The sequence below is a fragment of the Paraburkholderia pallida genome, from assembly GCF_004524855.1.
Taxonomy (GTDB): domain Bacteria; phylum Pseudomonadota; class Gammaproteobacteria; order Burkholderiales; family Burkholderiaceae; genus Paraburkholderia; species Paraburkholderia oxyphila.
Window position 1 is genome coordinate 1,584,943 of sequence record NZ_CP038151.1, and the last position, 15,855, is coordinate 1,600,797.

At 57.7% G+C, this 15,855-nt stretch carries 10 protein-coding genes and 1 pseudogene; 6 read left to right on the plus strand and 5 right to left on the minus strand.

The window, feature by feature from the left end; all coding sequences use genetic code 11:
- Position 1 precedes the first annotated feature (1 nt).
- The 3 genes from E1956_RS41765 to budA form a co-directional block, all read right to left on the minus strand.
- Positions 2 to 3,208 (minus strand): efflux RND transporter permease subunit, encoded by a 3,207-nt coding sequence (locus tag E1956_RS41765; protein WP_134759243.1) that lies wholly within the window; start codon positions 3,206 to 3,208, stop codon positions 2 to 4.
- Between the two features lie 368 nt (positions 3,209 to 3,576).
- The gene (gene alsS / locus E1956_RS41770; RefSeq protein WP_134759245.1) at positions 3,577 to 5,253 is read right to left on the minus strand and encodes an acetolactate synthase AlsS; all 1,677 of its coding nucleotides are present in this window, start codon (positions 5,251 to 5,253) and stop codon (positions 3,577 to 3,579) included.
- Between the two features lie 11 nt (positions 5,254 to 5,264).
- Complete coding sequence (budA, locus tag E1956_RS41775; RefSeq protein WP_134759247.1) at positions 5,265 to 6,065, minus strand: acetolactate decarboxylase; 801 nt, start codon at positions 6,063 to 6,065, stop codon at positions 5,265 to 5,267.
- An 824-nt stretch (positions 6,066 to 6,889) separates the two neighbouring features.
- Here budA and E1956_RS47820 point away from each other — a divergent pair.
- Positions 6,890 to 7,009: a MerR family DNA-binding transcriptional regulator gene (locus E1956_RS47820; RefSeq protein ID WP_134759249.1), complete on the plus strand. Its 120-nt coding sequence runs from the start codon at positions 6,890 to 6,892 to the stop codon at positions 7,007 to 7,009.
- Between the two features lie 310 nt (positions 7,010 to 7,319).
- On the opposite strand, the gene E1956_RS41785 is transcribed toward E1956_RS47820, so the two are convergent.
- Complete coding sequence (locus E1956_RS41785) at positions 7,320 to 8,894, minus strand: methyl-accepting chemotaxis protein (RefSeq protein ID WP_134759252.1); 1,575 nt, start codon at positions 8,892 to 8,894, stop codon at positions 7,320 to 7,322.
- Positions 8,895 to 9,764: 870 nt separating this feature from the next.
- On the opposite strand from E1956_RS41785, the pseudogene E1956_RS47825 reads away from it, so the two are divergent.
- A pseudogene (locus E1956_RS47825) lies at positions 9,765 to 10,293 on the plus strand (transposase); the annotation flags it as partial.
- A gap of 639 nt (positions 10,294 to 10,932) precedes the next feature.
- Positions 10,933 to 11,580 (plus strand): GntR family transcriptional regulator, encoded by a 648-nt coding sequence (locus tag E1956_RS41795; protein WP_167760296.1) that lies wholly within the window; start codon positions 10,933 to 10,935, stop codon positions 11,578 to 11,580.
- 51 nt (positions 11,581 to 11,631) lie between these two features.
- Here the strand turns inward: E1956_RS41795 and E1956_RS41800 are convergent, their stop codons facing one another.
- Positions 11,632 to 12,369, minus strand: a complete 738-nt coding sequence (locus E1956_RS41800) for a class II aldolase/adducin family protein (protein WP_134759256.1) — start codon at positions 12,367 to 12,369, stop codon at positions 11,632 to 11,634.
- 271 nt (positions 12,370 to 12,640) lie between these two features.
- On the opposite strand from E1956_RS41800, the gene E1956_RS41805 reads away from it, so the two are divergent.
- Genes E1956_RS41805 through E1956_RS41815 form a run of 3 tightly spaced genes read left to right on the plus strand, consistent with a single transcriptional unit; the run spans position 12,641 to position 15,844 of the window.
- The gene (locus E1956_RS41805) at positions 12,641 to 13,234 is read left to right on the plus strand and encodes an SDR family oxidoreductase (RefSeq protein ID WP_134759258.1); all 594 of its coding nucleotides are present in this window, start codon (positions 12,641 to 12,643) and stop codon (positions 13,232 to 13,234) included.
- Positions 13,235 to 13,292: 58 nt separating this feature from the next.
- Positions 13,293 to 14,081, plus strand: a complete 789-nt coding sequence (locus E1956_RS41810) for an SDR family oxidoreductase (RefSeq protein ID WP_167760297.1) — start codon at positions 13,293 to 13,295, stop codon at positions 14,079 to 14,081.
- Positions 14,078 to 15,844 (plus strand): GMC family oxidoreductase, encoded by a 1,767-nt coding sequence (locus E1956_RS41815; RefSeq protein WP_269467648.1) that lies wholly within the window; start codon positions 14,078 to 14,080, stop codon positions 15,842 to 15,844. Before E1956_RS41810 ends, E1956_RS41815 begins: the two co-directional genes overlap by 4 nt.
- Positions 15,845 to 15,855: the final 11 nt, after the last annotated feature.

Here is a 15,855-nt window from a genome sequence, read left to right on the forward strand (position 1 = left end):
CTCATTGAACGTCAGTAGTTGCGTCGGTGCGTGCGTCGTCCTGTGTGCTACGGCCGGAGCGCTGCTTCGCGAGCCAGCCGTGAACCATGCCGAAGACGACAGGAACGAACACGAGCGTGGAGAGCGTGCCAATCGCGAGGCCGCCGATCACCGCGCGCCCGAGCGGCGCATTCTGTTCGCCGCCATCGCCAAGACCGAGCGCCATCGGCAGCATGCCGATCAGCATCGCTAGCGCCGTCATGAGCACGGGGCGAAAGCGGTTGAAGCCTGCGTCGAGCGCCGCGGCGAGCGGTTCTGTGCCTGCGGTGAGCGATTCACGCGCCGTATTGATGACGAGAATACTGTTGGCCGTCGCGATGCCCATACACAGGATCGTGCCCGTGAGCGCCGGCACGCTAAGCGTGGTTTGCGTGACGAACAGCATCCAAGCAATGCCAGCGAGCGAGCCCGGCAGACCGCTGATGATGATGAGCGGATCGAGCCACGACTGGAAGTTCACGACCATCAGTAGATAAACGAGTGCGATCGCAAACACAAGGCCCGCTGCGAGGCCGCTGAACGAGGCGTTCATCGACTTCACCTGCCCGCGCATTACGATCGACGAACCCGGCGGTAGCTGCGCGCGCGCAGCGTCGACGAGACGGTTCACGTCGGAAGCGACGCCGCCGAGGTCTCGCCCCTGTGTCGAAGCGAAGATGTCGAGGACAGGCTGAACGTTGTAGTGCGAGACGACGGCCTGCTGCGAGCTACGCGAGACCGTGCCGAGCGTGCCCAGCTGATTCTGCGGATTGACCGAAACGGATTGAGTCGTCACCGGAATATTGGCGAGGGTCTGGAGCGAATGAATGTCGTACTGCGGCACCTCGGTCATGAGCGGATAGCTCACGCCGTTTTTCGGATCTAGCCAGAAGTTCGGCGTGGTCTGCGAGCTGCCAGACAATGCAATGAGCAGGTTCTGTGCGACATCGCGCTGCGTGAGGCCCGCCTGCATGGCCTTCGTGCGGTCGACGTCCACATTGATCGTCGGCTCGTCGCCGGGCTGCTGGATGCGCGCGTCGACGAGCCCGCGCACGATGCGCATCTGATCGAGCAGACGATTCGCGACGATGCGATTTTGATCAAGCTTGTTGCCGACGATCTGCACGTCGATGGGTGCGGGCAGGCCGAAGTTCAGGATCTGGCTGACGATATCTGCGGGAAGGAACGCGAACGTCACGCCGGGAAACGAAGCGTCGAGCACGTTGCGCACTTTTGCGACGTATTGCGCGGTGGGTTTGTGCTTCGTCGCGAGCGTAATGAGGATGTCCGCGTCTTCGGGGCCGATCGGGTCGGACGAGTCGTACGTGAGGTTGATGCCGCTCACAGGTACGCCGATGTTGTCGAGCACCGCGGCCTGTTCAGCAGGCGGTATCACACTGTGGATCCTCGCTTCGACTTCGTCGGTGATGCGGGCGGTTTCCTCGATGCGCGTGCCAGTGGGCGCGCGCAAGTGCATGCGGATTTCGCCGGTATCGACGGCCGGGAAGAAGTCGCGGCCCGTGAACGGCACGAGTACAAGCGAGCACAGGCAGAGCGCGAGCCACAGCACGACGAAGCGGCGACGCTGCATGATGGCCGCCTGCAAAAGCACGCGATAGCGGCTGCGCACCGTTTCGAAGCGCATTTCGAATCCCGCCTGGAAGCCGATCAACGCACCGGCGATTCCGCGCGCGGGCGCGTCGTTTTGGTGGCGCTCTCGCAGCAGGTACATGGCGAGCGTGGGAATCAGTGTACGAGAGAGGAAGTACGACGCGCACATGGCGAACACCACGGCCTCGGCCAGCGGCACGAAGAGGTAGCGCGCGACGCCCGAGAGCAGGAACATCGGCACGAACACGATGCAGATGGACAGTGTCGAGACAAAGGTTGGCACAGCGATCTCGCCGGAGCCGTTCAGGATTGCATCGTGCAGCGTCGCGCCGAGTTCTACGTGGTGCGTGATGTTTTCTATCGCGACGGTTGCATCGTCAACGAGTATGCCGACTGCGAGCGCGAGCCCGCCGAGCGTCATAATATTGATGGTCTCGTCAAGCGCAGACAGTGCGATCAGTGACGTGAGCACAGCAAGCGGGATCGTGACGGCGATGATGAGCGTAGCGCGCCAACTGCCGAGAAAGAGCAGGATCATCGCCGCCGTGAGGCAGGCCGCGATGAGCGCTTCGCGCACCACGCCTGAGATCGCCGACTTCACGAACACAGATTGATCGGAGAGCGGTGTGATCTTGAGCGCGGTGGGCAGGCCCGCGGCGATTTGCGGCAGCATCGCCTTGACCTGCTCGATGATCGTGAGCGTCGAGGCACTGCCGGTTTTCTCCACGGTAAGCAGTGCCGCACGCTTGCCGTCGGCGCGCACGATGTTCGTCTGCGGCGCATAGCCATCGATCACATGCGCGACGTCGCGCACGTACACCACGCTGCCGTTCACGGTCTTGACGGGCAGGTCGTTGAGCGCGGCGACTGACTGCGTGCTGCCGTTCATCTCGACGTTGTACTCGCGCGAGCCGATTTTCGCAGTACCGCCGGGCAAGATCAGGTTCTGCGCGTTGACGGCGTTAACGACGTCAACAGGCGCGAGTCCTTTCGCCTGCATCGCCGTGGGATCGAGCTGCACCATGATCTGGCGGATCTTGCCGCCATAGGGCAGCGGCACAGCCGCGCCCTGAACGGTAGCAAGTTGCGTCCGAATGAAGCTGTTCCCGAGGTCGTAGAGCGACTGCTCGGGCAGCGTCGCACTGGAAAGACCCAGTTGCAGCACGGGCACCGTAGAGGCATTGTACGTGATGATGTTGGGCGGCAGCGTGCCCGGAGGCAGGATGCGTAGTATCGAAGCGGAGTTCGAGGCCGCCTCGGCAATCGCACGATTAACGTCCGCGCCAGGATGGAAGAACACCTTGACGACCGAGACGCCGTTGAGCGACTGCGATTCGATGTGCTCGATGTCGTCGACGTCCGAGGTGAGTGCTCGCTCGTAGTTCGAAGTGATGCGATCCGCCATGTCCTCGGCGGAGAAGCCGTTGTAGGTCCAGACGATGCTGACCACGGGAATGTTGATGTTCGGAAATATGTCTGTGGGCGTGCGAATGACGGCAAGTGGCCCGAGGATAAAGAGCAGCACCGCAAGCACGACGAACGTGTAAGACCGGCTGAGAGCCAGTTTGACGATCCACATGATGCGTTCCGGTTTGGGACAGATACACCCACATATGCTGGCGATTGAGTCAACAAGGGCGGCTTAATGGCGGCAGTTTTCAGATCCGGGCATCGCTTACTTCTCCGCGTTGCGGCCGCGAATCTACTGCATTTTCTCAATATGAGTAACTGTTCGAAGCGTTGCGCCGCCAATCTCACGTCTGCGCTCTAAGATCGGGGACCTCCAAGAGCCGCCGACCTGCACACGAATCGATGTACGCCGTCGAACTTATCCAGCTCGCTAATCGATGACTCACTGACAGGAAACCTCGCGACTCGAGGTAGTCCGCCAGCGAAGACCTCTTCACCGACGTATCAGGGACAAGGTAGTGCTAGATGCCCAGACGATTAATGAAAGGTATCACGATTGACCATCTCAAATAACTTGTGGTTATCAGAGTAGTCGACCCTAACGCCGACAATCACTGGCCCCTGTGTATCGAATGCACGCTTCAGAACCGGTACGATGTCATCGGAGTGGTTAATCATAAAGCCGGTTGCACCGAAGGCCTCGGCATATTTAACTGGATCGTAGGGACCGAGATCGACACCAGACTTTCGCCCGTACTTCTGTACTTCCTGGATCGCCACCATATCGTAAGTACCGTCGATCCAGATCATATGGACAATATTGCACTTTAGACGAACCGCAGTTTCCAGTTCCATGGCTGAAAACAAGAACCCACCATCACCGGAGATTGACAGAACCTTCTCTGATGGGCGAACAAGCGACGCAGCGATTGCCCACGGAAGCGCGACTCCCAGTGTCTGCTGACCGTCAGTCATCAATAGCTGCCGGGCCTGGAAGCTGTACATGTGTCGAGCAAGCCAAATATGAAAGGATCCCATGTCCAAACATACCGTGACGTCCGATTCAAGGAACGGTTGAATGTCTGCCACGAGTCGAAGGGGATGTACCGGCTGCCCGTTTCGTCCTCTTGCCTCGCGCTCTAACGCGCGCCTGTGTTCATCGATGTCGTTGAGGATAGACGTCGACGTTGCAGAAGTTTGTGTTCGGTCGAGGATAGAAGCAAGGGATTCCAAAGTCCCCGCGATATCACCGATCAACTCAACGGCGGGAGAATAACAGTTGTCGAGGTCCGCGGGCATAACGTCGACGTGGATGATTGGACGCGTTGCTCCGTTGTTCCATTGGGCTGGTTCGTACTCGACAGGGTCATAACCTATCGTAATGACCACGTCAGCTGATTCCAACAAGCGATCGGCCGGCTGATTCGCGATCAGACCAACACGTCCACCAAAATTCCTCATGAAATGTGCGCCGACGGCTCCTGCGGCCTGAAATGTTCCAACCACAGGCAAGTCGCTCTTTCCAACGAATTCCCGAATCGCATCGGCATTTGCTGGCTTGCTTGCCAGTAGTCCTAGCAGAACAACCGGATTGGCAGCCGCCGACAATAAGCGTGCGGCCTCGCCAAGTGCCGCCTTGTCAGCGGCACCCTGACCAGCAAACGAAGGTGGCACAATAAGCTTGCCCTGCGCGGGTGCGAGCATGATATCTTTCGGCAAGCTGACGAACGCAGCGCCGGGGCGTCCGGATTCGGCAGCTCGAAACGCGTTGGATACGACCTCGCACACGGCAGCGGGAGACGGCACGGCGGCGCTGAATTTGGTGACCGGTTTGCACAACGAGACCGAATCCATCGTTTGATGAATTTGCTTAAGGCTTTCTTCAGTGGCGACGGCGCCGCCAAGAGCGACAACCGGGTCACCTTCCGAATTGGCAGTAGCGAGACCAGTGGCAAGATTCGATACACCTGGTCCGGATGTAACGATTGCGACCCCTGCTTTCCCCGTCATCCTTCCGATTCCACCCGCGATGAACGCGGCATTCTGCTCATGGCGACAAACCACGGTCTGGATCGTGGAGTCTACAAGTGCGTTGTAAACAGAATCAATCTTTGCGCCGGGGACACCAAATACATATCTAACACCCCGCTCCTCAAGCGTCTTGACAACCAGTTCTGCACCGCTTCTCGGACCTCCGGAAATCGCATCATTCATGCTCGCTTCTCCTAGTGGGATTGTTCAGCGTAAGCAAGCTCATCCGCGGAATTCTTGCTCAAATCCGCTTTCAAGTAGGATTCGCTTGTAGGTAGGACAAGATGAAAATCTGTAAGCCTCTCTGCTCGCACTCGCAAGATTTCGGATGAACAGGCCAAAAGATGGCCGCCATGAGTGCGGGAATCCGACACAAAATGAAAGTGGTAGCCAGGGACGCTGAATGCGCTTGAGAACCCCGGAGACCATATGCCCACCAGAGTTCCCGCTATATCATTGAATTCGAACTCTGCTTGCACTTTAGCCGCATCGATTAGCCGACCATTTTTTGGAGGTGGCGATACTGCACGCGTCCGGATTCTCGAGAATGTTCCGTCAATACGGAGCGCGTAAAATATGTTGCTCGAAACACGTAGCACATCACATTTCTTCTCAAATTCGCCCAGATTAGATACATCGCGAATTTCTTCGTCAATGTCAGCGTCGAAGCGTGTGACGACTGCGAAGGGCACTTCGGCATCTACCGCAACCTCGCTTACCGCTCCATCTCCCCGCACCCGGTAAGCCCTCCCGTCGAGAACTACCATCTCGCCATCCAAACCTGCAAAGGTGCCTAAACCAAAATCACCGTGAGCGAGGACGACACGCGTAGATACAACGCCGTTATATAGCCCGGCCACGAGCGCACCAGACGTCGAAATTTGAAATAGCGTATGTGTGATGTCTGGAGTAGGAGCCGACGCAGACTCACTCCGACTGATCGACGAATCCTCCTTACTCGGCCCGCTTTCTTCTCTGTGTTCTTTCGCGCACATGTCGCATTCCTCCGAGCTCGTTGGTCGAATGCACTCCAACAGAATATTCAGAGACTACTGCATTCTGTATCAGCGTTATTTCACATTCCCGGGCGCCATTTCCAAAAATCAAGGTGAGGTCCGATTTTCCATTGCACGGCACATTTACCATTCGATACTGCCCCATTAAAAGACTGAGGCGTCCTTTCCGAGCATCGCTGCTTCTCGTCCGTAACTCGAAGACAGCTTGTGCAAAATCGCGAATGGCCATCCGTGCGAATTCGTCTCCACTTGGAAAAACTTTTATCTCCCCAACGCCCATCAGAGGGTGCTTTGGACCAACGTTAGCGTGCTCCCGGCTGCAAGCCGATGCTCTCGCGTACCCGCGTAAGCGCTGCGGATACTCAAATTGCTGCTCACGGGTGTCCATTTCGCCCGCTGGTCAAGAGAGATTCGTCACGCGCACCGACCTGGGACGCGATTGGGTCGTAGTGCCAGTTGCACAACCGCCCCTCTTGCGGAGTGGATACCGGCGCCGCATCTGTGACCTAAAACGCGATAGGAGGCTCTCTATGCGCTTTCGACGATTGACGTACAACCGGCCGCGACTCTCCTTTTTTGAACTATCGGCATCATTAAATCGGATGTCTTTGAAGTTTCAACGCTAGATTTCGAAAAATATCTACGACTCGGCATCCTTGCTTGTTCATTGCCTCGACCGACCAGTTCTCGAATGGCACGAAATCGCACGATACAGAGAAGCCTGATCTCGGCTAAGTCCGCACAAACCTGACCATCGCGCTTAAAAGCGAGTTCGACACCCGGCATCTACGTGAAGATATCGGATGCGACTCTTGTCAATTGGCGAGACGGCGGCGGAACTGGGCGTGGCGGTGGCGACACTGCTTCGCTGGCATCGACAGGAGCTGTTTGTCCCGTTCGGCCGGACTGTCGGCGGACATTGACGATACCAGAGCGACACGGTGCGCACCGCCTTGGGCGCCGAGCCGGCTGCCACCGGCAAGACCGTCTGCTACGCCCGTGTTTCCTCGCACGATCAGGCCGAACAGCTAAAAGCGCAGGCTCCGTTTCCAGCCGCCCCGAGGCTCGAATCAACGACGATGTTCGGCTGGCAAGCATCGTGTATCGTTTGACGAGGAAGGCCAACTCTTCGTTCGAATAGCAAACAGATAGAACTGTGCGCAGCTCGCAGCCGCTCCGTAGACCGCTCCGTCGACATCCCGGTAGGGTGGGTCCAATTTTCAGACGGACTCGCTAGAAGTGAAACGCGCCCATCGTCGCACTCAGGCGCACACTCTGCTCGCTTAGCATTGCCGCAGTCGCGGCTGCGTCTTCGACCATGGACGCGTTTTGCTGTGTAGTTCGGTCGATCTGTGCGACAGCCGTCCCGACTTCAACAATTCCTCGACCCTGTTCCTCCGAAGCAATGGAGATCTTCATGATGAGGTCGGAGACCCTACCCGATGATGAGACGATTCGTTCGATTGTTTGCTGAGCCTCAGCCACGACCGTCGCACCACGGCGGCTCTGCTCGACCGATTCGCTTACGACTTCTTTAATCTCTTTTGCCGCTGCCGCACTGCGTTGCGCGAGACTTCGCACTTCTGCCGCGACGACGGCAAAGCCACGCCCCTCGGAGCCAGCACGAGCTGCTTCGACTGCAGCATTCAGAGCAAGGATATTGGTTTGAAACGCAATGCTTTCGATGACAGCTGAAATACCCGATACGCGGCTCGCGCCATCGATGATGTGTCCCATCGTCGACTGTACGCTCGCGATGGACGCCGCGCCCTCCGTCGCGGCGTTTGACGCTTCGCACGCGAGAAGGGTAACCTGCTTTGCACTGTCCACGTTCGCCTCAACTGCGCTCATCAACTCCCCCATGGCCGCCGACGTTTGCTCCAACGCGGAAGCTTGATCGTCAGTTCTAGCAGACAACTGCTGATTCGCACTGACAATTTCCGCCGACTTTCTGCTCACTGTATGAGTAATGCCTTGTGCCTCGAGGACCATGCTCGTTAGACTGCGTCGCATCGCGCCGAGAGTCGAACTAAGCTCGCCGATTTCGCCGGCCACATCCATGCGCGGCATCTCGCATGCGAGATTGCCAGCAGCAAGAAGCCTGCAAATTTCGATCAAGCCGCGTGTCTCGACGACAGCCTTCCGCCGAATTAGCAAAAAAGCTCGCAGCAATAACGTTACGGCGGCAATACCGACGCCAGCGGCCAGCACTGCGGTTCGGTCGCCTTTTAGGCCCTCTCCCCCGATAGTGGCGAAGAGCGCGGCCAACAACGCAAGGATGCCAATACCTTGCTTAAGGTGTACATCGACGCTTTCCGGCCATATCCATCGAACACAGCCCCGAATGCCCGTTCGAAGGATCCGTCCATTTTGGATGGTAAATCCGCCTGAGCCACGCTTAAGCGCACGGTATGCGGTCTCCGCGAGAGACACTTTGGACGCACCTAGTTTTGAACGCACGGTTGTGTAGCCCGAGTGACGGCCGTTCATGACAGTCGGCGTGACGGTCACCTCGGCCCAGAAATGACTGCCATCCTTACGAAGGTGTTTCATTGCACCGGTCCATGCACCGTTGGATCTGAGCGTTTTCCATAAATCTGCAGAAACTTGTTCCGGCATGTCCGGATGGTACAAAAGATTACCCGCCGCACCTTGAAGTTCTTCAGCGGAGTATCCGCTCACACGTTCGAATACCGGATTCGCATAGCAAATCCGCGCGTCAGCATCATTCCGGGTAATAAGAAAATCGTTCTCATCGAACTGGTAGCCGTCTTCTAGCGACTGGTTACTATGATCTCGAGTTCGCATGCTCAAATGTCTCCTCTACGTTTCCACTGTTCTCAGCCGGCCCGACGACGAACGGTTTGTCATCGAATTAACTGACATTGCGGTCTTTCACCGTGGGAAGTGCCGACTGCCTTTTAAAAGAATGTAAGGCATTAACTCACGCCTCTTTACTGCGCGCAGAAAAGCCTAAACTCCGCGTTGAAGCACATTCAATCGGAATCGTTACCCAACCAAAATTTTCACTTACGGTTCGATTTCCCATGACACAACGGGGGGGAGCAGCGACGGATGGACGGGGAGCGTCGCGGCAAGTTATTCTTCGCGCCTTCACGCGTGCTCATCACGTCCGATCGGAACGATATACTCCACCTGTTCTACGTTCTACAGGTTGTAAATGCGGCGGAGTATGCGCTGAATATCATCCACCTCGTCAATCATACAAGTACACGTAATGATTGGCGAAACCAGAGCATGGCTGGAACTGCGTCCGTAAGTTGCATCCAGCGGTTTTATACGCCACCCCGTGCAGCGTCCAATACTTTTCGAATCCGACCCATATACCTCTAGGGTATATTCCTCCGGAAACGTGCCACTGCTCAAGGCAGCGGACAAAACATCCCGTAGCACTTGGCGTAAACCCGAGCACCTATTGAGCGTCGCCTGAGCAGTTCAGGACGAGTCCGAATATCTCGAAGACTGCCCTACAACAATCAGTCAGAATTTCGTATGCTGCGAGCCTTCAAACGTCCGGCTCGATGGTTCTCGCAATGACTTGAGGATTACCCGCCGTCCTACTCTCATGTTGCCAACGAAGTAGGCTCCGGGGTTACGCCAAGAGATCATGCGCCGAAAGCGTAAAAAACAATGCGCACGACTTTGGCGCACAACGCCTACATCTGTGACGAATCGGGCTTTCGTGCTGATTCGGTCCATGGCAAGGCTTGGGCGAGGCACATTGAGACATCAGTTGTTGAACGCCCCGGACAGCGGCAAAGCATGAGCACATGCATCTGAGGTGAACTCGAACGGTGCCTTTTGATTTACGACGTACGAAGATGGGCTCTCCGGGGAGCTGTTTGTGAAGCCGCTCAAAGTTGTTGATGTTCAAATGCAACAAGGCAATCCATCTGATTGTCGATGGATTTCCCGCGCGCAATAAAGCAGTCGTCAAGGACTATATCGCGGGCACGCAGGGCAAACTGACTTTGCACTTCTTGCATGGCTACGCACCTGGTCTCAACCCAGGTAAGTTGGTGTGAAGCCATGTCGAAAGCTCTGGCGTCGCGCGACGCCCTTTGCAAAAGGGCGAAAAGCTGGGCCCGAGAATTCATGAACTGCTTGCACATATTGGAAGGGAACCGAAGCTCGTGCGCGCTCAGTCTTCAGACATCCATCTGCCTGCTATCTCGCTGACCTTTGAGTAACACGCCTTCGCCAGAACCGAACTTCTCGCGCCCGACAAGCGCGGCACACGAAGATATGCCGGGAGTACTGACCACTGCGGCCGTTGGCTCGTCAACCTCATCTGGCACCGAGGGCATAGTCACTGGATGAAACGGCGACCACTCCCGCCATCACCCCCATGGCGGTCATGGAGGTCAAAAGTAAACTCTCTGCCCGAGCGGATAGCCACACCCGATCCGCCCTTGGCTTGGAGGTGATTGGAGGCATAGTGGCCGCCCCGCTCCGGAGACGGGTAGCCGTGCCAGCGCGATGTGACTCACTCAACTCCTCCCCGGGCCGGATAATTACGTCCGTCGCTGCGACATGTGCACCACAGCCCCCGGCGCGATGCATGCCTCACCGCACCGATGCGCGACATCCGGGTCGAACGAATCCCGACTAGTTCGTCGCCCGCCCGGCGATTCTTATCGCTCCCTCTTTCAAGTACGCGCGGATATGGCACGTCGTAAACGTGGGACTAGTCGTCAGCCAACTCTAGGCAAAACCCTTAACTATGACTTTGTCAACCGATGGATCGAATTCGGATTGAATGCGATATGCTAGGATATGGGTACTACCATCTCTCGCTGCGCACGCCCTTCAACTTACCGCTGACATGTCCGAAATCACCCAACTGCATCATCAAGTCACTGAAATTCTGCGTGACAAGATTGTCGACGGCAAGCTGCGCCCGGGAACGCCGATATCGGAGCGGGAGCTATGTGAGGAACTCGGCGTGTCGCGTACGCCGTTGCGGGAGGCACTGAAGATCCTCGCGTCCGAAGGGCTCGTGCAGTTGTTCCGAAATCGCGGTGCAATCGTGAGCCCGATCTCAGTGGAAACGATTGAGGACAAGCTTGCCGTCCTCGGCGCACTTGAAGGCTATGCGGCGAAGCTCATCTGCGAAACTGCTAGCGACGAGGAACTCAAGAACCTTGCAGATATCCATCGCCGCTTCGCGAAAGACTTCGACTCCGAGAATCCCGAAGAATATTTCGACCTGAACCAGTCATTCCACCGCCAGTTGGTGGCGCTGTCCCGCAATAGCGTGCTTATCGATCTGCACGCAACACTCTCGAAGCATGTACGCCGACCTCGCATCGAAGGCGTCCGTCAGCACGTTCCCACGCGCAAGGTCATCGACGAGCACGCTGCAATCCTCAAGGCACTGCTCACGCGAGACAGCGCAGCCGCACAACTTGCAGCGGAAGAGCACATGAACCGCGTCGCACAGGCCGTCGTTAAGCACTTCCGCGCACGTTAAGCGCTGTCGCGCAGGCGCCTTGGACGGTAGCCCGCGCTCAAAATTGCCATATCAACTCCGCCAAGAAGGATCCATACGGTCAAGCACGCGTAGATACGCCGGCCAATCGGCACCGCCGCGTCCATCGTCGTGTGCAGCAAACTGCCGCACAGTACGCTCGCACACTTCCGCAGGCACTTCAACGAGTTCACGCCCCGTCGCCAGTAACATGAGTTCGATGCGGCAAGCTTCGAGCAGATCCTTGATACGGATAAATGCAGCACGTGCGCTCGACGCCACTGTCAATACGCCATGATTGCGCATAAAGAGGGCAATGTTCTGACCGAGGTGTCGTTCGATTCTCGCACGCTCATCGAGTCCGTCAGTGATGCCCTCATACGGATGGTAGCCCACACGTCCATAGAACCGCACGGCATACTGCGAGAGCATTCGCAGCGGCTCGGCGCAGGCCGACATTGCGATGCCTTCTGCGGTATGAACATGAAGTGCGCAATTGACGTCTGGTCGGCATTGAAGCACTCCTCCATGCAACACGTATCCCGGTCTGTTGACGCCTGACGTCTCGTCTAGGTCACCTTCAATCGACACTTTTACGAGATTCGACGCCGTCACCTCGCTATACAGTCGGTCATGCGCCTTGATCAAAAAAGAGCTGGGCTCGGTCGGCACGCGCAGCGAGATATGATTGTAGATACTCTCTCCCCAGCCATGCATTTCCACGAGTCGATAGACGGCGGCAAGCTCTTGTCTCGCGCTCCATTCGTCTTCTGAAATCGCATTGTGTTCCATCGATTCTCCGTGTGACGACGCGGCGGCGCAAGAGGTCGAACGCGCAGCCGGCGTCAAGTTGATACAAATTGAATGCAATGTGAATTCCATTCTAGATTCAACCGATAACGCGAAGCAAGCGTCCAATGCCATCGGAAACCCTGGGCACTGAGTGGTTGACATGGCGGGCACATCGACTTAAATTGCATTCAAATTGAATTCATAACAGGCGACGGCGCTGCGGGCATCTTTGGTTCGGGCGAAGGCCTCAACATGGAGCAGGAGACAACACATGCAGCCAGCCAGCCTGAATGGCAAGCGCGTGCTCGTGAGTGGTGGGCCTCCGGCCCTCTGCACCCGCATCGCGCAGGGACTTATTGACGAGGGAGCTCAAGTTACCAGCGACATGCGGGCCCGTCATGACGCGGCACCAACGCAATCCGCCGAAGACCTCTTTGGTTCTGCCACTCAGCAATTGGGCGCCATCGACATCTTTGTTTATTTGCTCACGCCTGTTGACGAGCCGCGACGGATTGCCGATCTGACGCTCGAGCAGTATGACTCTATCGTTCGCGAGCGAGTCAAAACGCCCTTTTTCCTGCTTCAGCAGGCCGCTAAACACGTATCCGAGCAGGGCCGAATCGTTCTTGTGCTACCCGCCAATGACAGTGCCGGCGCTGCAAGTGCGGGAGCAGACGCAGCTGTGCGCACCTTTGCCCGCGTCCTGACGCGCGAAGTCGGCGCACGCGGAATAACGGTCAATGTGGTGTCGTCCGGACGGACCGAGTCCAGCGATGTCATTAGCCTCGTCCTCTTCCTCATAAGCGAGGAAGGGCGCTGGATCAATGGACAGACGCTTGTCGCGTCAGAAACGGCTGTTGCCTAGTGTCACGCTTTCCAGCCTGATGCGCGCACGCACATCCACCAACTTCGGAGCCCCTTGTATGCCAGGCCACTTCCCCAGTTTGACAGGAGTCGACGCTGCTAAATTGCTCGGTGGCCGTGTCGCTCTCGTCACGGGCGCAAGCCGCGGAATTGGCGCGCAAATCGCGCGTCGGCTTGCAAAGAGCGGCGCGACTGTGGTCGTCAATTATCCAGGCGAATCGCAATCTGCACGGGCGTCTCAACTCGTTCAAGAAATACTGCGGGACGGCTCAATCGCCGAAGCCGTGCAAGCAGACGTCGGCGATCCACCACAAATACAAGCGCTGCTTGAGCAGATTCCAGCGCGCCACGGCAAGCTCGACATTGTCGTGCTAAATGCGGGAGGTGACGCGGTCGTAAAGCCGATCGCGGAAACCTCAGAGGAAGAGTTCGATCGAGTCATGCGTCTCAACGCACGCGGTCAGTTCTTTGCCATTCAGGCCGCCGCTCGCCTGCTACGCCGTGGCGGCCGCCTCGTCTTTATCTCGTCGAGCACGGCCACTCAACCCTATCCAGGCACCGCGTCGTACGCGGGGGCGAAGATAGCGACCGAAGCGTACATTCGCACAGCAGCGCTGGAACTCGCAGAACGTGACATTACTGCAAACGTCGTGTCACCGGGCATGACCGCAACCGAGACGATGCTCTCGCAAACGACGGAAGCGCGTCGCGCCACCGTCGTTTGCGCGACGCCCCTTGGCCGGATAGCCCAAACGGCAGATATTGCGGACGTCGTGCATTTCCTTGTCAGCCCTGCGGCACGCTCGCTCAACGGGCAGGTCATTCACGTGAACGGCGGCCTGCTATGAGCATGCAACCGACCGGCACACAGCGCGAAAACGCATCCAACGAGGATTTCGGTGCATTCGACGTCGCGATTGTCGGAGGAGGATCTGCTGGCTGCGTGCTGGCAAATCGCCTCTCAGCCGAGCCTGGGCTTCGCGTACTGCTAATCGAAGCGGGGCGCGATTTCGCACCCGGAGATGAACCCGCCACCATGCGTGATAGCTATCCGCGCTCGTACGGCCAACCAGAATGGTTCTGGACGCCATTGAACGCAGAGGTCCGCCACAACGAAGCACCGAGGCCATTCGAGCAGGCACGCGTTATGGGCGGTGGTTCCTCGGTAATGGGCATGGCAGCGCTGCGTGGACTCCCTTCGGACTACGATGCCTGGGCGGACGCGGGCGCAGTCGGCTGGGGTTGGGACGATGTTCTACCCTGGTTCCGCGCTCTGGAAAATGACCTCGATTTCAAGGGCCCGCTGCACGGCGATAAAGGGCCCATTACCGTCCGCCGACACGCACAACAGATGTGGCCCCCGTTCTCATCGTCTTTGGCGGATGCATTGCGCGAGCGCGGTTACGGCGACGTCGCAGATCTAAATGGCAGCTTTGGAGAAGGGATCGGCGCCGTGCCAATGAGCAACCTGCCGGACCGTCGTATCTCTGCTGCAGTCGCATACCTGGATGCAACAGTTCGGGCGCGACCGAATCTTCGCATTCAAGCCTCTACTCTTGTTGAGCGCATCGAACTGACCGGCCGAAGAGTGTCCGGGATCACAGTTTCGACACCCCAAGGAAGGCATTTCATCGCTGCACGTCATGTCGTGGCCGCCGCAGGTGCAATCCATTCACCGGCATTACTGCAGCGCTCCGGCATCGGTGAGCCGGACACGTTACGGGCGCTGGGCATTCCCGTGGTCCATGCGTTACCGGGAGTGGGAAAGAATCTCCAGAACCATCCACTCGTCTCCTTGGCCACGTGGCTCAAACCAGGCGCGCGCCAACCCAATACCCTGAAGCCCGGCTTCTCGAACTGTCTTCGATATTCGTCCAATCATCCGGAGTGTCCCCGATGCGACATGTTTGTCGTCATGCTGAACAAGACATCGTGGCATGCCCTGGGCAGATCGATCGGTGGAATCGGCGTCTCGGTTTATAAACCCTTCTCACAGGGGGACGTTGTACTGCAATCACCTGATGCGCAAACGCCCCCCCGTGTCCGCTTCAACCTTCTCGCAGATGAACGCGATCGGACTCGATTGGCGGATGGTCTGCGCCTCGCCTTCGATTTGCTGGCTGCCCCGCACGTCGCACGCCATATCGACGGCGCAGTTCTGCCGATTAATGGGAAGCTGATCAGGGAACTGAACCGCCCTAGTACTTGGAACGCCTTCAAGGCCCGTGCCGCCGCATTCGCGTTCGACCTGAGCCCACTTGCGCGAACCAAGGCGTTGGCGGCGATTGGGCTAGATTGCGCGTCGCTGCGCAGCCGCGACGACGCGGCGATTGCCGACATGGTCTATGAGCGCGCAGTGCCTACTGGCCATGTCGCAGGGACTTGTCGCATTGGCCCCGCAAGCGACCCTTATGCGGTCGTCGATACCCAATGCCATGTTCGCGGCGTCGAAGGATTGAGTGTCATCGACGCGTCAGTTATGCCCGCCGTCGTGAGCGCCAACACCAATCTGCCGGTCATTATGGTCGCGGAAAAAGCTGCGGCCGACCTGAGCGCCACACTGTGCTGCCGTCGTAGAGCGACGGCACCCTCTTTATATTTCGTTCATTGAGGATCCCGTGT